Below are 20,979 nucleotides of genomic sequence, written 5' to 3' on the forward strand. Positions count from 1 at the left end.
TCATAGCTTCTTACGGAACTCCATTGGAGTCGTACCGTAAGTTTCTTTGAACTGTCTACTAAAATACGGCAAATATCGATATCCCACTTGATTAGCCACCTCATAAATTTTCATGGAAGGATCTTTGAGCAGCTCTTTCGCCCTTTCCATACGCAACTGAAATAGCATCTCACTGAACGACTTGCCTACTTCCTCCTTAAAGAGGAATCCTAAATAGTTGGGGGAGAAAGAGAATTGAAGAGCGATATCTTTAAGCGCAATATTTTCATGCAAATTATCTTCCATAACTTTAATAATTTCTCGAATCAATCGACTATTTTTAGAAAGTGATTTCTGTTGCAAAGATTCCGAGATATAAAATACTTGCCTAACAAGCCATGAACGTATATCACTTGTCGTTTCGAACTTCTGTAAGATGTCTAGATTATGAAGCTGCATTCCTAGCATACGAAATACATCCTCATCCATGGATTGTAGATGTTGATCCAGCTTCATAACGAGATACAACGCTAAATTATGTACGGTAAATTTAGAACGAATACTAGCAACTGAGCGGAATAAATTATCAATCTCATCATGAATTCGCACCAGATCATATTCTGAAATGGCTTGACACATAGCGTCTACTCGAATATCAAGCGTTCGGGCATCTTCCATTTCAGGAGTACGTTTTACATCCATATATGGAATGACTTTTCCTTTTCCAAGGAACATTTTACCCTCAACAGCCTCAATAGCTTGCTGATAAGAAACGCTCAACTGATCTACTTCATGTACAGCTTCACCTATCCCTACTGTAAACGTAAACGGATATTTCGCCTGAACATGTTTCATCATTGCATGCATACAATCTGCCACATGCTCACTAGTCATCAGAATAGCCAGACGTTGCTTTGATAATTGACAACTATGAATCGTTCCGCAGCTTTGACAAACTTCTTGCATGTCCTTACTAAATGTCTGCTGCCATTGCAATTTCTCTTCTGACGAATATGTACCAAACATGCCACTTGTTCTTGCATCATCTACTTCAACAACAGCAACCTGCAAAGGCCATTGTAGCTTGTGCAACCCAACTGATTTGGACAACTTATCTAATTCCACAAGAGTCAGACGTTTATAGTCACCCTCTAATAATCGAGTCATCAATTCATTTTTAGCCATAGGGCGCATGACTTCATAACTCTCTTCCGCTTCTTTGCGCCTTCTATCTTCATTTAGTTCTTTCGTTACTTTGTTTAGAGACTGGATAAGCTCTTCATCATCCATCGGCTTTAGCACGTAACTACAAGCATTCATGGATAATGCTTGCTTTACATACTGAAAGTCTTGGTAACCGCTTACAAAAATAATACGCATATCTTGTTTATGTTCCAATGCGCGTCTTGCCAGCTCAAGGCCAGACATGTTAGGCATATGTACATCTGTTACAAGGATATCGACAGGTTGCTGTTGTATGAGTTCATAGGCCGAGAATCCATTATTCACGGCACCTACTATTTCTAATCCCAGTTCACTCCAAGGAATAAACTGTCTCATTCCTTCTAGATCCAGCACTTCATCATCTGCTAATAACACTTTGTACATGTCAGGACCCCCTCAAAATATATAAATACAAAGTTAAAGCGGTTACTTCTTTATAAATAGAAACTGGAGCAAATAAAAAAAGTATCACGAACTATTCCAACTTATGGATCTATTGTATCATGAGCTATTCTTTCACACGACCATTGTTTTCATAAAAAGCAAAAAAAGTTAAGTCTATACGAATGTATAGACTTAACTTCTCTACTATGCGTTCTTATTTACCCAGTTTTTGTTTGTTATCATTCCAAATTTTCGTTTTGTAGTCAAGCACTGTGCTGTAACCAACAGCATCTGCATCAGCATTAGCTTTGTCAAGTACTTTCAATACATCTTCTTCGCTCTTCGCGTACAATGCTTGAGAACGAGCTTCCAAGTAGATGTCTTCTACTGCCTGTCTTGCAATACCTTCATCAGATTCTTTTGATGGATCTAGATTTTGGAACTCAGTAGCGTTATACTGCGTTTTCCAAGTGATCTCAGACTGCCATCTTGTTTCCCATGTACGTTTTTCTGGCGGAAGCTGAAGTTCGAACTTGGACTTAGCAGGATCAATGTATCCCGTGTTACCAACCCATTGGAAGTTAACCAACTTATCCATCAGATCTTGACGTTCTTTTTCTTTAGTAAAGTATTCATCTTTCAACTTCGGTACTCCGTCAGCGTCTACACCTTCCCAGTACAGACCTTCTGGTCCCCAGAACAATACGCGGAATCCTTCAGGACCAGTCATGTAATCCCAGAATGCGAATACTGCTTCTGGATTCTCAGCTGATGTTGTAATTACGCTTACGTTCCAACCCAAAGAGTTGTAATGACCAGGATGAATTTTATCTTTAGGAATTCCATCTTTAGCAAATGGCCAAATCATGAAATAGCCATCATTAGGATCATTCTTTGTCAATGCCGCATGTCCCATACTTCCGAATTTTGTTGTATCAGCAGAAGAATAAACAGCAACACGACCATTCATAACTTTTTCTTTAACTTGGTCTTCTGTTTGCGTCAACGCATCTTTTGCTACCAAACCTTCGCGATACAGTTTGTTAATAAACTGCATCGATTCACGATAAGTTGGATCCATGAAAAGTGATGTCAACTTGTCGCCATTAGGTACAGCACGAATCGAAATGTGTGTTGGAGGCGTTGATTCTTTGAACGCAGAATAGAGCGTATCAAATCCTTGTGCCTCTAAGCCTGGCTCGAACGGAATAACGTTAGGATACTTCGCTTTAACTGCCTTTAGGTAGTTATAGAAGTCATCCAACGTTTCGATTTTAGGTTCGCCAAGCTCTTTATACATTTTAATATTCAACATGTAGCCACCGTTACCGTTAGGCTCTTTTGTATACCAGTTCGGGAACTGATACAATTTGCCGTCTGGAGAACGAAGCATGTTAAGCGTATCTTCGCCAGCCCACTCTTTTAAGTTCGGATATTTATCCAAATACTCATCAAATGGAACGAGCAACCCATTTTGACGCAAACGCTCAACTTCGCCATCACGCTGCATCCAGATTACATCAGGAAGCGTCCCGCCTGCGATCAGTGTGTTAAGCTTTTGGTTTGCTTTACCACCTGAGAGAATTGGCTTGATTGTAACTTTCATATTGTCTAGAATCCATTTTGTTGCAGGGTCACCACCCCATGCTGGCATAGAGAACCAGTCATAGTGACCATAAAGTTCGATTTCAAGCGGTTCTTTACCAAACTCATACTTCGCACTTGCACTTGCTTCTGTTGCTGGTGTTTCAGAACCTTTCTCTGGTGTTGTTGCAGCAGGTGTTCCACCGCCGCCACAGCCAGCCAACAATGACATTGCTGCAAATACCGCGATTAGCGGAAGCAACAATGACTTACCCCAACGGTTCTTCATAGACATAACCCCTCTCTTATTATGCGTGTGCTGATCAGTAAGATCATCTATGTTCAAAGCAAAAGCTCCAAACAACAACAGTTAGAGACTACTCTTTCAAGGAACCTACCAATACACCTTTAACGAAGAAACGCTGCAAGAACGGATATACCATGATGATTGGCAATGTTGCTACCATCATCGTTGCCATTGACAGCGATTTCGTAGTTACATTGGCTGCGCCTGCCATTCGAGCAGCAGCCTGTGGATCCAGCTTACTCATCTGCTCCGTCATGATATTTGCATTCAACGTATTACGTAGAATGGTTTGAACAGGCAGTAGATTTTCATTATTGATATAAATACTCGGTATAAACCATTCATTCCAATGTGCTACTGCTGTAAACAAGGACAATGTTGCGATAACAGGACCCGACAATGGAAGAACGATATAGAAGTAAGTTTTCCAAGGTCCACAACCATCCATTTTAGCCGACTCTTCAAGTCCTGCCGGCAATCCCGCAAAGAACGTACGGAATATAATCATGTTCCAAACCGATACCAGACCTGGCAAGATCATAACCCAGAATGTATCCATCAATCCCAACTCACGAATAAGCAAGTAGCTTGGAATCAAGCCTCCACTGAAGTACATCGTGAATACGCACATAATCATGTAATATTTACGGCCCATCAGTTCTCTCTTTGTCATGCCGTAAGCCAATAAAGATGTGGCGAAAATACTTAGCAAAGTACCAAGAACTGTACGTGAGATAGATATGACAAAACCATTCAGAATTCGTTCATCTTGCAACACAATCTTATAGTTCTCTAAGGTAAACTCTCGAGGCCAGAAAGTAATTCCTCCAAGCATCGTATCTTTACCATCATTCAATGATATAACCCCGGCATTCCAGAAAGGGTAAACCGTTACGAAGGCCAGCAAGGTTAGAAACGAGTAAATCCAAATTTGAAGCATTTTATCGCCAAATGTTAGTTTCATCGTGCTACCTCCTTACCACAAACTGTTGCCGCTGCGACGAGCGATGGCGTTAGCTATTGTGAGTAGTATGATACTGACTACTGATTTGAACAATCCTACTGCAGCTGCATAAGAGTATCGATGATTCTCAATACCTACCCTCAGCACATAGGTGTCTATAACATCCGATACGCTCCAAACGATTTTATCCTTACTCAGGAGCAATATATCTTCAAATCCTGCATTCATAATGTTACCGATGGCAAGAATCATGAAGATGATTATTACAGGCATGATACATGGAAGCGTTATCAGGAATATTTGTTTAAACCGGCTTGCACCATCCATCGCTGCTGCCTCATACAAGTGAGGATCGATACCTGCAATCGCAGCCAAGTATACAATCGAAGCGAATCCGATTTCCTTCCAGACGTTGGTCGTAATTAGGATAGACCAGAAATACTCAGGCATTGAAAGGAAATTCAATGGTTCTTCAATTAAATTAAGCTTCTCTAAAATGATGTTTATGCTGCCGTTGTCGACAGATAGCATCGAGATAACAAAGCCCGATACGATAACCCAAGACAAGAAGTGCGGTAAGTAGCTTAAGGTTTGAACAAGACTCTTAAAGTATTTGTTACCAACCTCGTTAAGCATTAAGGCAAGAAGAATAGGTGCCGGGAAGCTGATTAATAACTTCAAAAAGCTAATTACGAGCGTATTACGTAATACTCGCTCAAAATCAGGAGAATTGAAGAAAGCTGCGAAATGCTTTAAACCAACCCATTCACTAGCAAAGAATCCTTTGAACAAACTATAATCCTGGAAAGCAGTTAGTACCCCGTACATCGGGATATAACTAAAAACAAATACGAAGCAGAGAGCTGGCAGTACCATCAATTGAATATCGATTTGTTTAATAAAGCGCTGCCATCCACTATGCTGTGATGCTTTGATTTGGGGCCCTGGATCTGGCGCTGAGCCTTTAGAAGTGCTCAAGTCAGTAGGCGACATAATCATTCTCTCCTTTCCATCTCTCTTTATAGACTTCTGTACTACTATTGTATGAAGCAACAGCTAAAACGAATAGATGAGTAAACAACGAATTGTGATACTTTCCCATGAAGTTATATCATTTCATGCAAAAAGACCTACTGCGAAAATGAATTTCACAGTAGGTCTTTTATTAATTGTTATGTTGATTAACGTTTACCAGGTTCATACGGAACACCGAGTGCAGCCGGAGAGCTGGATTTTTTCGATGTAAAGATTAGTACGATAAGCGTAAGTACATAAGGAAGCAAGTAGAATACTTCATTCGGAATATGCTTTGCTGCTTCCACGACTTGAATTTGGTCTTTAACCGCTTGTGCTACACCGAAGAACAACGCAGCGCCAAAGGCTCCGATTGGATGCCAACGACCAAAGATTACAGCTGCCAAGGCGATGAAACCTTGACCAGAAATCGTATGGAATGTAAAGCTGCTGTTCATCGTCAATGTGATAGTTGCTCCCCCAAGGGATGCGATCATACCGCCTGCTAATACTGCCAAGAAGCGCAAGCGATTTACTCGAACACCTGCCGTATCTGCCGAACCAGGGTGCTCACCTACAGCTCGTAAGCGCAAGCCAAGCGGCGTACGATACATAACGAAGTAAATGATGATTGCTAGTGCGATAGCAATATACGTTACTGGATATAGGCTAAAGAAAGCGACGCCTACAAACGGAAGTTCAGACAAGACAGGAATGCTAACTTTGCTAAACACGTTTTGCAACAATGGCGTTTCCGCTGCACCATCGAACAACAACTTTACAAAGAAGAACGTCGAGCTCGCTGCCAACATGTTTACAACGATACCACTAATTACTTGATTCGCTTTAAATCGAACGGAAGCGATAGCATGTAATAGGGCGAATAGCAAGGTGAATATTGGTGCAGCCAAGAATCCAATCCAAGGTGACGCGCCGCCCATGTTTGCTTGTTCCGCATAATAAGTAACGACACCAGCAGTAAATGCACCAGATACCATGAAGCCTTCTAATCCAAGGTTAATTACACCTGCACGCTCAGTAATGAGACCACCCAATGCTGCAAAGATAAGCGCAGTCGCAAATACGAACGTACCATTAATGAGAAACGCTATCATTTCCACGAGCGCTCACCTCCTTCCTACGAGTAGAACGTCGAAGTTTGAATAACACGCGAAGCATGCCAGGAGCCGCTGCAAAGAAAATAATAATACTAACAACCATGCGAATTACTTCTCCTGGAACATCAGCACCAAAGCTCATTCCTTGAGAGCCATACATCAATGCTCCGAACAATGTAGCAGCCAACAATATGCCGATTGCTGTATTCATACCTAGCAATGCAACCGCGATACCGTCGAAGCCAAGCCCCGATGTTGTTGGTGCGATAGCCAAATATTTGAATACACCCAAGATTTCAAATGTACCGACTAATCCACCCATCATACCGGAAATAAAGAATGTGCGATGAATCGTCTTATTTACAGAAATACCAGCGTAATGAGCAGCGTGTTTGCTGGAACCAACTGCACGCAGTTCATAGCCCCACTTCGTCTTATTCATGTAGAAGGAATAGCCGATTAGAAGAAGCATCGTGATCACGAAGCCCCAGTGGATACGAGCTCCATCAAACCATTCGATTAGGAATGGAATCTCAATGCTTGCTGAATCTTGAATCAGCTTCGAACGTGCCGTACCTTCTTCCATCATGAACATACGAACAACGATATGGCTAATATATAGCGCACTCCAGTTCAACATGATACATGTAACAACCTCGTTAATGCCTCTGCTTGTTTTCAACCAAGCAACAAGCATTCCCCAGAGACCACCGAATATAGCTCCTACAACGATTGCAAACAATGTATGCAGGATAGGCGGAAGCTCCAAGAAATGTCCAACTAATAATGCACCGATGGAGCCCATAACGATTTGTCCCTCTACCCCGATGTTGAACATTCCACCACGGAAAGCAACCGCAACAGCCAAACCAGTCAGTATAAGTGGCATTATGGAGCGAAGTGTCTCACCGATATCATAGGAATTTCCTACAATTTTCTCGATCATCGACTGATAAGCCAAGATAGGCTCGTAGCCCCCGATTAACATAACGACCGCACCGATCAGTAAGCCGAGGAAAATGGAAATGATCGAAATCCAAATGGATTCTTGTCTAAATACATTGATGAATGACTTAAGCTTAGCCATTGGACTATTCTCCCCCCAACTTTCCTGCCATCATTAATCCTAACTTCTGCTCATTGGTAGCCGCAGGAGTCGTCTCTCCAACAATTTGTCCGTTGAAAATAACGAGAATGCGATCTGCTACATCTAAAATTTCATCCAATTCGAATGAAACGAGCAGAACGGCTTTGCCAGCATCGCGTTCAGCAATTAACTGTTTATGCACAAATGAGATAGCTCCTACATCCAAGCCACGAGTTGGCTGTGCAGCAATTAGGAATTTCGGATTCGCCTCGATCTCGCGTGCGATAATGATTTTTTGCTGGTTACCACCAGATAGCGAACGTGCTTGAACCTCTGTACCTGGCGTACGAATATCATAGTTTTCAATGAAACGCTCTGCTTCTTTTCTTATATTGGTTTCTTGCAATATTCCAAACTTGCTCATTGGTTCATTGTAATAAGACTTCAAGACCGAGTTTTCACTCACTGTAAAATCAAGGACAAGTCCATGTTTATGTCTATCCTGTGGAATGTGCCCAACACCTGATTCACTGACTGCACGCGGAGATAAATTGCCCATATCTGCGCCATTCAAGCGAATGGAGCCAGAATCCACCTTCATCATGCCAGTCAATGCCTCTATTAGTTCACTTTGACCGTTTCCGTCTACACCAGCAATACCAACGATTTCACCTGCACGAATGTCGAAGCTTACACCTCGAAGCATAGCTTGACCGCTTGCATCCTTCACATGCAGATCCTTTACTTCCAGCATTCGTTCACCAGGCTGCGCAGGCTCTTTATCTACATGAAGGCTTACGTTACGACCAACCATACGCTCTGCAAGCGCTTCCGGAGAAGCTGTAGCTACGTCCAGCGTATCGATAACTTTACCCCTGCGAATAACCGTACAACGATCTGCAATTTCCATTATCTCTTTTAGCTTGTGCGTAATGATGATGATGGATTTGCCTTCTGCCGCCAGTCCTTTCAATATAGCAAGCAATTCAGTAATCTCTTGTGGCGTCAGCACAGCCGTCGGTTCGTCAAAAATCAGAATATCTGCACCGCGGTACAAAATTTTCATGATTTCTACACGCTGCTGCATACCTACTGAGATCGAATCTACAACTGCATGTGGCTTAATATTTAAATTGTATCTATCAGACAATTCCTGAATTCGCTGCGCAGATGACTTAAGATCAATAGCTAGACCTTTCTTCGTCTCCATGCCTAGTACAATATTTTCTGTTACCGTGAACGGTGGTACGAGCTTAAAATGCTGATGAACCATTCCGATGCCGAGTTCAATTGCTTTACTAGGGGTGTCCATGGAAACTGGCTGGCCATTTACCCAAATCTCACCTTCACTTGGCTGGTAAAGACCAAACACCATATTCATCAGAGTCGATTTCCCGGCCCCGTTCTCACCTAGCAGCGCTAATATTTCACCCTTGCGCAACTGTAAGTCTATGCTGTCATTTGCAACGATTCCCGGAAATCGCTTGGTGAGCCCCTTAAGCTCAAGAACGATGTCGTGTTGAGCGGTCATACGGATTCCTCCTTAAGAAGTTCCCCCACCACTTATGCGGCAGGGGAATTGGCAATGCATATCGTAAAAGTAACAATTACTCGCTAGGAACTTTAATTTCACCGTTGATAATTTTCGTACGGAACTCTTCTACTTTTTCCAATACTTCTGGAGCAACGTTCTTCGTAGAAGTAGGCGCGATATCTACACCTTTTTCTTTCAATCCCATGTAAGTTGTTTTACCTGCTGGGAACTTGTCGCCTTCCAATTGGTTCGTAATTTCGATTACTGCATTGTCAACACGCTTGATCATAGAAGTCAATGTAATCTCATCACCGAATGTCAAGGATTGGTCCATATCTACACCGATAACCCAAACATTTTCACCGCGTTGCTTACGTTCTTTTGCTTCATTAAATACACCGTTACCTGTCATACCAGATGCGTGGAAAATAATGTCCGCGCCGCCTTCATAAATCGTAGAAGCTGCAGATTTACCTTTGTCTACACGGCTGAAGTCTGCTGTGTAAATAACTTTCAAGTTCTTCGCTGCTTCTGGGTTAACTGCTTCTACACCAGCGCGGAAGCCAACTTCAAAGCGCTTGATAACTGGCAATTCCAAGCCGCCTACGAAACCAAGTTTGTTCGTTTTAGTTGTTAGACCAGCAATAACACCAACCAAGAAAGAGCCTTCATGCTCTTGGAACAGGACGGAAGCGACGTTAGGTGCTTTTACTTCCGCGTCAATAATAGCAAGTTTAGCATTTGGATTTTCTCCTGCAATTTGCTTAACAGGATCCATCATTGTAAAGCCTGTTGCCCATGTCAAATCATAGCCACTCTTTACGAATTGGTTCAAGTTAGGAATGATTTCGGAGTCTTTTTTAGGCTCCATGTACTTGACATTAACACCTTTTTCATCACGAAGCTTTTGCAAGCCTTCCCACGCACTCTGGTTGAATGACTTGTCGTTTACACTACCCAAGTCTGTTACGAGGCCTACTTTAAGATCACTTTTAGGTGCTGAGCCACCAGCTGCTGAATCTGTCTCTTTGTTTTTAGCGCCACAGCCAGACAATACGAGCGTGAGCACCATAACACTTGCAAGCATTAATAACCAACCTTTTTTCTTCATGCGTATGTTCCCCCTATGAATGATGTATTGGAATTGCCATTACCTATCGTAACCTAAGTTACTAAAATGCACCATAACTTTGTTACTAGAAATATAGCTGGTAACTAAAACCATCACCTCCACACTAAAGTAATCAGAAGTTAAACTTGGTTTGAAAGCGTTTTCTAGTGTATGATGACACTAGTGATACTATAAACAAGGTGGATTAATACGATGATTGATGATCTGCGTCAGGTTAACTTCTTTCAGGATTTGCCTGAGCATGCTATAAAAGAACTGATTCCTAAGCTAAAGCACCGTCATTTCAAAAAGAATCACACCATTATTTACGAAGAAGATACGAACAGAGACATTTTTATTATTCGCTCCGGCTTCGTCAAAGTTTATCGCATTGAGGAAGATAAAGAGTTTATTTTCAACTTCTTCTTCCCTGGCGAAACCATTGGCGAAGTGGAAGCTATCGATCCTGCCTCCGCTAGAATTGCTTCTATTGAAGCAATGGATAACGTACAGGCATGGATGCTTAGCGGTGAAGACTTTATGGAACTAACCGAACGATATCCTTCGATATTGCGTCGTGCCTACTGCCAGCTCGTAGATAACATTCGGGTGTTGAATCGTAAAATATGCTACTTATCCTTTATGGACGTTAGACGTAAATGCGCTAACCTGCTGCTGGACCTATCAACCAACTTAGGTGTTGAAGACAGCGGTTACATTCAAATTCAATATAAGTTCCCTCATCATGTACTTGCCAATATGGTAGGCGTGACGCGAGAGTCTTTATCCAAGACACTCAAAGAATTTCAAGATGAAGGATTAATAGCTGTTAATCAGAAAACGATTACAATTATGAATTTGAAGAAAATGTCAGAAGTCAGTGATTCTGCATTCATTGAACAGAAACAGCGCTTCTGGCGCCGTAAAGACACTGCCCATACATTCAACTCTTAGCTGGCTACTTTTTTAAAATAGCAACATCCAACTGAATTATTGAATGAATGCCTGTACCAGAACTTCTTTGCTAAATGATTCTAGCACCATTGTAGTCCAACCTTTGGCCTAGTCGCAGTGAAGCCGAGAACTATTTTTTTGTGAGCAAGAACACAAAATGAAAACGTTACAAAACACTGAAATGATGAATATGTGGTGTTAGGCTAGTATTCAAACAGCATTTTCGTGTCATCCTATATTAACGGTATCAACCTTGATCTTCAATTAACCGATGGTCAAAGTTGATCATTCAAATTAAGATGATACATGTTGTTACATTACACGAATGACAATTTGGAGGTTTAGCATGAGTATACATTTAGAAGCTCCACAAGGTGCAATTGCAGAGAAAGTACTTCTTCCAGGTGACCCGCTTCGTGCGAAGCATATTGCAGAGACATTTTTAGAAGATGTGCAATGCTATAACCAAGTTCGTAACATGTTTGGCTATACTGGTACTTACAAAGGTGAGCGTATCTCTGTACAGGGAACAGGTATGGGTATTCCGTCCTTCTCCATTTATGCTACAGAGCTTATTAAAGATTACGGCGTTAAAACATTGGTTCGTGTAGGTACTTGCGGAGCAATTCAACATGAAGTTCAACTTCGTGAAGTATTGATGGCACAGGGCGTTACAACAGATTCATCCATCATTTCACACTACTTCCCTGGCCTTTCATTCTCGCCAATTGCAGATTTCGATCTATTGCATCGTGCATACATGATTTCTCAAGAACGTCAAATGCAAGTGCGTGTTGGTAATGTTCACACTTCCGACTACTTCTACTCCGAGAACCCAGAGGCTGTTAACAGACTTGGTAACTTCGGCGTAATGGCTGTAGAGATGGAAACAGCTGCATTATACACATTGGCTGCAAAGCATGGCGTAAAAGCGTTGTCCTTGCTAACAGTAAGCGATCACATTCTAACAGGCGAGCAAACTAGCTCCCAAGAGCGCCAAACAACATTTAACCAAATGATCGAGCTTGCGCTTGATGCGATCGTAGAAGGTAAATAAGATTCGTATTTGTTTGAAATGCGAAATACATGAAACACAGCCGGGCATTCCAATAAGGAAAGCCCGGTTTGTTTTCGTTTCCACCTGCGGTATAAGGACGTACCAGAACGGGGAATACAATGCTGTATGTTGTGTTCACTATCTCGATATGTTATAGTTACCTTCCTGTTTTTACGTACGTAAGAACAATGTGGTGCTATTTCAAATTACTCTTAGGAGGTAACTGAAAGTGAGCGAATCTTTTCAAAGTGCCTATCAAGATGAAGAACAACGTCTCGAACAGACATTGTCTCTCATTCATAGGCAGTATGATGAACTGAAACAAATCCCAGTCTATCGTGGCTCAGATTTTACAGAGCAAGTACTTGAGGATCATCGTGAAACAAGAAGGCAACAGCTTCGTAGAGCTATTAAAGACCCGTACTTCGCGAGAATGGACGTACGACAAGTCGGTCGTGACAATAGCCATATTCTCTATATAGGTAAACAAGGCGTCGACGATGAAGAGACCTGGAAGCTTGGTGATACAGAAGCCTACCCTCTTGTATTGGATTGGAGAGCTCCGGTTGCTAGTTTATTTTATGCTTTCAACGGAGGAGAAGATGCCGTTTCGTATGAAACTCCTGAAGGAACCGAAACAGCGCATGTCGATTTGAAGCGAAATCTGGTCATCCGTCAGGAACGTTTGCAACGGGTAGCAGATACGTATAATCGCTCATCTGGAGATGAACATGTAAACGATGAGTTTCTCGTCTACCGACTAGGTGAAAATAAAGACAATAAACTTCGTGATATCGTATCCACGATTCAAGCAGAGCAGGATCTCATTATTCGTGCACCCAAAAACAAAGCCTTGTTTATACAAGGAGTTGCTGGTAGTGGTAAAACAACGGTAGCCCTGCATCGCTTGGCGTTTTTACTTTATCAGTATCAAGAGCAAGTACGAGCGGAACGAATGATTATATTTGCCCCTAACCGAATGTTCTTGGATTATATATCTGATGTGCTTCCTGAACTAGGTGTAGGCAATATCCAACAGCGCACCTTTGCTGATTGGGCGCTTGAATGGATCGAGCTAGATGATCGGGTACATTTCATCAGCTCAGCAGAAGAAGCCGAGCTCTGGTATGGTGAGTTGCAAGGAGCCCATCAAGATATTCAGGCTGCTGGCGGTAGAATGAAAGGTTCTCTTGCATGGAAACAACTTATTCAGGATGCTGTGCAAGACATTGTCGAGCAGGCCGTACCAGAAGAAGACTTTAGTCCATGGGACGGGGCGCTTATTCAACGTGAGCAGTTGATGACATGGTATCATGAGGAGTACCGTTCATATGCTCCTGCTAAGCGGCTAGAACGTGTATCTGCACGTATTCAACGTTGGATTGAAATGGAACTGAAGCGTGAGCGTTCACGTACAGCTCTTCAGGAGAAGAAACGCAAATCATCTTCCCGTCTGAAAGCATATATGAAAAAATGGCCAAAGCCAGAAGTGCTGCATATCTACAAAACACTGATAAAAGCTGAAACAGTACGTCATTTTTTAACACCAGCATTATGGAAACAAACGGTCAGCGATCTGAAACAAAATAAAATTCGCCAAGAAGACTTAACCACTTTGACCTATATCCATGTGCTTATGCATGGCGTTGAGCGTACGCATACTTTTGATCACATTGTCATTGATGAGGCACAAGACTTCTCTCCCCTTCATCTGGCTTTATTGAATCAATGCGTCCGCAGTCAATCATTTACTGTGCTTGGCGATCTTTCTCAGGGCATTCATGCTTATGCTGGCATCGAAAGCTGGGATGAACTTCGCAATCTTTTCCCAGAAGAAGATACAGGTTACTTCGAGCTAAAACGAAGCTACCGCTCCACAATGGAGATTATAGAGTTTGCCAATGTCATCTTGAAACGCGGAATTACGAACCCAATTCTGGCAGAGCCTGTCTTCCGCAGTGGGGAACCTGTTCGAGTCCTTTCACATGGCGAGGATAACCAGCTCACTTATATCGAAAATGAGCTTAGAGCCATGAAAGAACACAACTATGAGACAACAGCTCTGCTCACTCGCACGACTGAGGAAGCGCGTCAATTAGCTGCTCAACTTAGAGAGAACGGTTGGGAAATTAATTTGATGGATGGCAAACAAGATAAGTATGCAGGGGGCATCTCTGTACTGCCTGTATATCTATCGAAAGGTTTGGAGTTTGATGCCGTAACGATTGTTGGTGCTGACAGCAGCCGCTATGGTCTGCAGCCACTTGAGACTCGCCTGCTCTATGTAGGCTGTACAAGAGCATTGCATCGCTTAACTGTACTGTATACGGGAACATGTACCCCGTTAATTGATAACGCCACCGAATAATTATTGGTTAATAAAGCCCAGACGCCCCCTTTTTCGTTATAAAAAGGGGGCGTCTGGGTTTATTCATTTTTGAATATGCAAAGCAGCACCTTCCTATAGCAGCAACCTATCTTCTACGTTGCAAAATATTTTTTCTAAGCTGTGATCGATTTTACTTCGTTTGGTTTAAGTACTATATAGAAAATCAAAAAAATATTAGCGCCTCATTTAATTTCATGAAACTTTTTCTAATCATAAAACGTCATTCTATTGAAGGAGGTTATGAAATTGAAGAAAACCACCCTAGTAACCTTTACATTAGTCATTGCCCTTTCACTAAATCTAGTTCCACCTGTACAGGCTGCGACTACAGTTGACAACCATACCGTTAATGTGGTCAACGCTCATGGTGAATCCATTTTATCAGGAGCAATTATGCACGAAGGCGCTAGCTACATTCTTGCATCTCAGCTCCATGAAGTGATGGACGTTGAGCTTAGCTGGGAATCCACCTCCCATTCCGTTACCATAAAAGGAGGGCAAAATCAGGTTAATTGGTATTCCATTAGCGACAAGCTAAAAGTAAATGGAAAAGATGTTACCTTAACCGAAAAGCCAATTATTAAAAATAAACGCACCTATGTACCTATTTCACTTCTTAAAAAAGTATTCAGACTTCCAGTCAGCTGGGACCAGCCATCCAAGACCGCTATCTTCTTGGATGGTAGCTCAGCTGACGATTCGTAATGCACAAAAAACAACCTTAGTTCGTTCTCACACGTAACTAAGGCTGTCGCTGCAGTCGTTAATTCTGTTGATATTGACGCGTGTCCCTTTTAAACCAATTCCATACCTCTTCTACCTCATGCTCATCCAAACATTGTGTACTGAAACTGGTTCCCCCAACATCTCCCATCAGTTTCACTTTCATTCGTTGGAGACGAAGCTTTTTCTGAATAGGTGTTGATCGCTTTTCGAATGTTACCAATTGCCTACGACGTGCAAAGATCGTATATCGTGCCAAATCCCTTTTCCAAATCGTAAGTTGTTCATCACGGCACGTAAATCCTTCATCCGAATGTGCCGTATAAGAAAGCGGCACTGTTACAACGAATAGCAGCAGAGCCCACCAGCCAACCATACCAAAATACCAGACAGCAGCAGCTATAATTAATCCATTTAAAAAGATATCCCATTTTAAGAAGGTCCAAAGCGCCCTCATAGGAGAACGTTTCTCACGCTCGACCCAGTTAAACTGTGGAACCATCTCAGCCAACCAACTTTGTAGGAGCTGCTTACGAATAAATGGATGTAAAATTACGGTTTCGTTTTTGTTCGAAGATACGACATGAAGTCCAACCTCGGCATATCCAAGAGCTTGACGAAGAATACCTTCCTTTACAACGATTGCCTGAACCCGCTTAATGCGAAACACATGCTTCTTCTTCTCTAGCAATCCGTAGGATATGCTAATTTGACTTCCATCAGACTCTAATTGAAATCCGCCATATTTCAATATATAAAGAACTGTGGAAAGAATCCATGCCGCAACGACACCAACAATGACAATTCCCCACCAAGTCGGGAATATCGTTTGTGCAGTTGAAAGGATTCGATTATACACAGCAGCTGGCAAAATATCATCAGCAAATGAAATCACACCGAGGATAAAAGTAATAACCAACCCAATATTGACGGTTGTCATCGAAGCAAACAACACTTTCATGAAAGGCAATTTTAATGTATAAGTAGCAGTTTGATTGGTGTTATTCCCATGATCTTCTTTGTTATCCATAACATCAGTTGAAATAGCAGTACGGGTAGCAATATCATCGCTCTGCTCTCGGCCTAGCTCTTGTTTCACCTGTGTCTCTACTTCAACTTCTTTTTTCTGCTTCAGCGAAGAGGATTGACTGCGAATCCACTGTTCCAATTCATTTGCCGTATTCAGTGTTATCGCCTTTAGTACGCCATCCCCCTCAGTCTTTCCCCCGGGCATTTCGATCTTAATTCGAGCCACCCCTAACAACCGATGAATTAACGGCTGCTCCACATTAACGGAATGAATACGAGAATAATAAAGATTACGTTCTTCCCTGAATAAAATACCTTTATGGATACGAAGGCGATCATGCTCAAGCACATAATAGAATCGCTGCCAAGACAAATAGCTTGTAAAAAGCCCGAATAGCAATATACCAGGCAAAATCGTATGATACCATTCTAATTGAGTCGCATCTCTGATATCAAAGGCAACAATGATTATTAAAGGAATGAGAGCTTTAATGACTTCCAACCAAGACAGAAAAATTTGGGCAGGATGAAGCTTATATCGAGTTAGTGAATGCTGTACGCTATCGTGATCATTCATCGGTATCCACCACCCGTGCTAGCTTTCCGATATAAGACTTAAGTTCATCTGCCTCCTTTTGCAGCAATCCGCTGATTTTATGCGTGCCAGCAGCAGTAACAATCATCGTTGACGCAAGTCCGTATGTGCGTAACAGTGGTCCTGTTTCCGTTTCTACATGCTGTACTTTGGACATTGGAATTAGGACATGACTTCGGAACCAAACCCCTTGCTTAATCTCCATTTCTTCTTCATGAACGGCGAAGGCAAAGTATTGATACTCTAGTCTTGGCCATATAAATACAAACAAGACAAACAATACGATAGCTCCTATGCATGCTGCGATTGCCGGCCATAGCGGCCAGCTCCATATATACGCGCATACTTGGTAAGCTATGGCTCCTAACAATAGTAAGGAAGTACTAAGAATACTGCGCCATCTAAATACATCCAGCATATTTTCATGCAGCATGCGCATAGCTTGATTTTCTCTCTCTACCATGAATACCCCTCCACTAGCCCTGTATCTATTGTTTTATCACTGCTGGGGATGAATAGGGAATAAGTTTCTCCGCCCACTTTACAAGTTCATCTTGCTTTAGGTCAGGATGACGACTCATTAATTCGTAAAGATAGCCATTTTCATCCCAAGATAGTATCTGAAGCTCTTCCCAATACATCCCTTGCTTATTTCTAACCTTCACTGTGTCATCGTCTGTTGAAGTATAATTTTCACCATTTGCAGATGGTGAAATATACAGTTGGAACATTGGCGTACCGTCAGTCTTATCGTATATAAGCGAAATTAATGTCCAATCGACTTCCCCACCAAAGGCATACACTTCTTTTTCCACATGTGAGAGTTTCATATCATGACCTTCTAAATACATCAAGCCTCCCTCAAGAAGCTTTGCAGCCTCTTGGAATGTAATTCGATTTGGTTTGATGCTATCATCCACATTCTCTATTTTTACGTCCTGCGGCAGCTTTACCTCGAACTCCTCATCTTTGAACTTGTTCCTCGTTTCAAAGTGAGTATATTCCGTTACATGTACGCCGTCGTCGGTCTTGTCTGAGGTTTTCAATACCATCCATGTTTCCTTATCAATCCACAGATCCATTTCTGAGCGATAGTTCGGATCTTTTGAAACAGCACGTAGACGTTGTACAGGGCGCCCCAAAAAAGTTTCATCATCAACAGACTTAATCGTGTAACCTTTACGTATCGATTCCATCTCACTCATGAAGCTCTCACGAGTGCCCAAAGACATATTTGGATCATCTGGAGAAAATGAAGAGGTGTAAGCTGATTTATCCCCCGTTGTATAATAGAGTAATTTACCTGGCGACTGTAAATTATAGTGAATTTTGTTTCCCTCTATCATCTCACGATAATGACGCCCCTGCTTAGCATCCACCCACTCTTTTATGGAATATTTCTCATCCTTTGTTCTATCATCCTTATACATATAGGTTATGTTCGCTTCCGCATAATAAGAAACCAATTCGTAGTTAGGAGGTGTTACCATATCCAAGAAGTTACTAGGAGGTTCAGACTTATTCCATCCACAACCTGCCACCGAGATAGCTATGATGACAACAAAGATCCATTTGATCACTTTCAAATCTTTTGCTCTCATGTTTCTTTGTCCTCCTTCATAGCATTCTTACTCGGATGAATCGGAAATTGACACATCACGACCGTACCATATGGTGCTTTTGACCATATATGAAGCTGCCCACAGTGCCTGCGTATAATTTCTTGTGTAATGCTTAAACCTAATCCGAAACCTTGCATGGACTTGGGTCGCGACTGCTCACCTTGAACGAATGGCTCAAGCAATCCAGATAAAATTTTATCTGGAATGACCGTACCTTCATTGAAAATAATAAGACTTGCTGAATCAGCTCTTCGAGCATCATGCAGCTGCTGCTCAAACGGCTCCAACCAATCTGGTAGTTGCTCAAGCCCTGATACAGCGGCCATACCAATACATCTTCCAGCTGAAGTATGGCGAAGCGCATTACTAACAAGATTATCAGTCAAACGCATCATCTGTTTCGGGTCCATTAAATAGGTTCCCTGCACTCCGATACTCGTCTTTAATTGCACGCCATGTTTACTGCACAAGGCATCATAACCGGAGAATAGCATGTCAAAAATTTCTTCACCTTCAACTTCAATCAAGTTAGTTGGATATTTAGAAGAGCGCAGTGCCGCAAAAAGCGTTAGATCATCAAGCATCCCACGCATCTGCTCTACCTTAGATTTAATAATTTCTCGATAATCCTCTTGTTCTTCTAATGTCAGTTGTGATCCATTTTCAAGTGCTTCCATATAGGCTTGAATCGAGGTTAGCGGCGTTTTCAGATCGTGAGACAGAGAAGCAACCATAAATTGCTTGTCCTGCTGTTCCTTTGCCACTTCTTCACGAGCCGTCTCAATATCTTCGCGCATATCTCCAAAATGCTGTATCAGAATTCCCATTTCATCATTAGAAGCTTGCTTCCACTCCGTAACAGGCTCATTATTCGCAAGCGCACTCATTTGGCTCATCAGATGCCGCATTGGCTGTATGAGTTTACGCTTTACAAGTAACCATACAATCACATACAAAATGACAAAGAACATAATAATCCCGACGATAAGCTGCCACACTGTGTTACTAACTTGCTCTACATATTGCTCTCGCTCCACATGCAAATCATAAAATCCAATGAGTTGATCACCGTGGAAAACAGGTTGCTTCATTTTAAAAGCACGAGGCGTCTTCTCAAGCTGATACAGTTTGCTGTAGAGCTCTTCAGCAGGGACACGCAGGAAATATTGCTGATAATTATCCTTATTCGTGGAAAATAAACGGTATCCATCAGCTCGATATAACGTCAGCTCAATAGAGTCATCCAGCAACATCTCAAGAGGCTTGTATTTCTCACTAGATTGTACACGATACCATTTCGGGTTCATGATTTGTCCTTCATACTGCTGCATTTTCTCTGTAACTTGAACGTACTCTTCCAGCGCTTCACTTTTATCATGCTCATACGTTACGTAGGCAAATAAGCCAAAAGCGATAACGGGAAGCAGCATAACAATTAAAAAAGCGCTCATCAGCCAATTACGGAGCTTCATTGGTCACGTTCTCCAATAAATCGATATCCACTGCCCCAAACAGTCTCAATGAATTTCGGATTGCGAATTTGTTCCCCTAGCTTCGTCCGAAGACTCTTAATGTGAACATTAATCGTATTCGTGCAATCCTCATGGCGCTGCTGCCATACGTGCTCATACAGTTCTGTCTTAGAGAACGTTCGATCCGGATGCGTTGCCATGAGCACAAGCAAAGCCCATTCCTTGCTCGTAAGATGAATATCTTCCTCATTCAAATAAGCACGCTGACGCTCAAAATCAATTAACAACCCATACTTAAATACCATTTTCATCGCTTGAGATGGTTGAGCATTTCCTTGACGATAACGTCGAAGGATAGATTGTATCCGTGCTGTAAGTTCTGTCAAACTAAATGGCTTCGTTAAATAATCATCTGCTCCAAGTTGAAGACCTCGCACCTTGTCCTCATCCTCAGCACGAGCACTTATAATAATTAGTGGTACATCGCTAATTAAACGTATATTTTTACATAAATCATATCCATCCATCTCAGGCATCATAAGATCTACAATAACAAGATCATAATTTCCATTCCGAAAATCTTCCCAACATTCAAGTCCAGTGGACGCCCATGTAACATCACATCGCTGTCTACGAAAATGATCGCGTACAATGCGGGCAATCTCGGGATCATCCTCAGCCAATAAAATTGCAGTTCCATCTAACATTCCATTCAACCCTCCTGCACTTATTGTAAAGCTTCATCGTATAACGATACTGACATTTAAGAAATAATTCATATTTGGAAGCAAAAGCAAAAAACACCATACGCTCGGGTACGGTGCCATTTCAT

Annotated in this window: 17 protein-coding genes; 4 read left to right on the top strand and 13 right to left on the bottom strand. The window is 42.0% G+C overall.

The window, feature by feature from the left end:
- The 8 genes from NQ117_RS06070 to NQ117_RS06105 all read right to left on the bottom strand — a co-directional run bounded on the left by NQ117_RS06070 (position 1) and on the right by NQ117_RS06105 (position 10,306).
- Positions 1–1,587 (bottom strand): response regulator, encoded by a 1,587-nt coding sequence (locus NQ117_RS06070; RefSeq protein ID WP_258277085.1) that lies wholly within the window; start codon positions 1,585–1,587, stop codon positions 1–3.
- Positions 1,588–1,801: 214 nt separating this feature from the next.
- A complete protein-coding gene (locus NQ117_RS06075) occupies positions 1,802–3,460 on the bottom strand; it encodes an extracellular solute-binding protein (RefSeq protein WP_258277086.1) in 1,659 nt (552 codons plus the stop codon).
- Between the two features lie 88 nt (positions 3,461–3,548).
- Positions 3,549–4,442: a carbohydrate ABC transporter permease gene (locus NQ117_RS06080; RefSeq protein ID WP_258277087.1), complete on the bottom strand. Its 894-nt coding sequence runs from the start codon at positions 4,440–4,442 to the stop codon at positions 3,549–3,551.
- Positions 4,443–4,454: 12 nt separating this feature from the next.
- A complete protein-coding gene (locus tag NQ117_RS06085) occupies positions 4,455–5,435 on the bottom strand; it encodes an ABC transporter permease (protein ID WP_258277088.1) in 981 nt (326 codons plus the stop codon).
- 188 nt (positions 5,436–5,623) lie between these two features.
- On the bottom strand, positions 5,624–6,571 hold the full coding sequence (locus tag NQ117_RS06090) for an ABC transporter permease (protein ID WP_375163048.1): 948 nt from the start codon (positions 6,569–6,571) through the stop codon (positions 5,624–5,626).
- Entirely contained in the window at positions 6,552–7,661 is a 1,110-nt protein-coding gene (locus tag NQ117_RS06095) for an ABC transporter permease (protein WP_258277090.1), read from the bottom strand. The genes NQ117_RS06090 and NQ117_RS06095 overlap by 20 nt, the downstream gene beginning before the upstream one ends.
- 4 nt (positions 7,662–7,665) lie before the next feature.
- Positions 7,666–9,192: an ABC transporter ATP-binding protein gene (locus tag NQ117_RS06100; RefSeq protein ID WP_258277091.1), complete on the bottom strand. Its 1,527-nt coding sequence runs from the start codon at positions 9,190–9,192 to the stop codon at positions 7,666–7,668.
- 76 nt (positions 9,193–9,268) lie between these two features.
- Positions 9,269–10,306 carry a BMP family lipoprotein gene (locus tag NQ117_RS06105; RefSeq protein WP_258277092.1) on the bottom strand — a complete coding sequence of 346 codons (1,038 nt, stop codon included), beginning with the start codon at positions 10,304–10,306 and terminating at the stop codon, positions 9,269–9,271.
- A gap of 213 nt (positions 10,307–10,519) precedes the next feature.
- Between NQ117_RS06105 and NQ117_RS06110 the strand changes: the two genes are divergently transcribed.
- The 4 genes from NQ117_RS06110 to NQ117_RS06125 all read left to right on the top strand — a co-directional run bounded on the left by NQ117_RS06110 (position 10,520) and on the right by NQ117_RS06125 (position 15,411).
- On the top strand, positions 10,520–11,260 hold the full coding sequence (locus NQ117_RS06110) for a Crp/Fnr family transcriptional regulator (protein ID WP_258277093.1): 741 nt from the start codon (positions 10,520–10,522) through the stop codon (positions 11,258–11,260).
- Positions 11,261–11,606: 346 nt separating this feature from the next.
- The gene (gene deoD / locus NQ117_RS06115; RefSeq protein ID WP_258277094.1) at positions 11,607–12,317 is read left to right on the top strand and encodes a purine-nucleoside phosphorylase; all 711 of its coding nucleotides are present in this window, start codon (positions 11,607–11,609) and stop codon (positions 12,315–12,317) included.
- A 229-nt stretch (positions 12,318–12,546) separates the two neighbouring features.
- Positions 12,547–14,685: a HelD family protein gene (locus NQ117_RS06120; RefSeq protein WP_258277095.1), complete on the top strand. Its 2,139-nt coding sequence runs from the start codon at positions 12,547–12,549 to the stop codon at positions 14,683–14,685.
- Positions 14,686–14,952: 267 nt separating this feature from the next.
- On the top strand, positions 14,953–15,411 hold the full coding sequence (locus tag NQ117_RS06125) for a copper amine oxidase N-terminal domain-containing protein (protein WP_258277096.1): 459 nt from the start codon (positions 14,953–14,955) through the stop codon (positions 15,409–15,411).
- A gap of 58 nt (positions 15,412–15,469) precedes the next feature.
- On the opposite strand, the gene NQ117_RS06130 is transcribed toward NQ117_RS06125, so the two are convergent.
- The 5 genes from NQ117_RS06130 to NQ117_RS06150 are packed head-to-tail and all read right to left on the bottom strand — an operon-like array spanning position 15,470 to position 20,854.
- Entirely contained in the window at positions 15,470–17,035 is a 1,566-nt protein-coding gene (locus NQ117_RS06130) for a PH domain-containing protein (RefSeq protein ID WP_258277097.1), read from the bottom strand.
- On the bottom strand, positions 17,028–17,516 hold the full coding sequence (locus NQ117_RS06135) for a PH domain-containing protein (protein ID WP_258277098.1): 489 nt from the start codon (positions 17,514–17,516) through the stop codon (positions 17,028–17,030). The genes NQ117_RS06130 and NQ117_RS06135 overlap by 8 nt, the downstream gene beginning before the upstream one ends.
- 25 nt (positions 17,517–17,541) lie before the next feature.
- Entirely contained in the window at positions 17,542–18,654 is a 1,113-nt protein-coding gene (locus NQ117_RS06140; RefSeq protein WP_258277099.1) for a LolA family protein, read from the bottom strand.
- Positions 18,651–20,147: a sensor histidine kinase gene (locus tag NQ117_RS06145; protein ID WP_258277100.1), complete on the bottom strand. Its 1,497-nt coding sequence runs from the start codon at positions 20,145–20,147 to the stop codon at positions 18,651–18,653. Before NQ117_RS06145 ends, NQ117_RS06140 begins: the two co-directional genes overlap by 4 nt.
- Entirely contained in the window at positions 20,144–20,854 is a 711-nt protein-coding gene (locus NQ117_RS06150; RefSeq protein ID WP_258277101.1) for a response regulator transcription factor, read from the bottom strand. Before NQ117_RS06150 ends, NQ117_RS06145 begins: the two co-directional genes overlap by 4 nt.
- Positions 20,855–20,979: the final 125 nt, after the last annotated feature.

This window comes from Paenibacillus sp. SC116, assembly GCF_024733555.1.
GTDB lineage: Bacteria > Bacillota > Bacilli > Paenibacillales > Paenibacillaceae > Paenibacillus_B.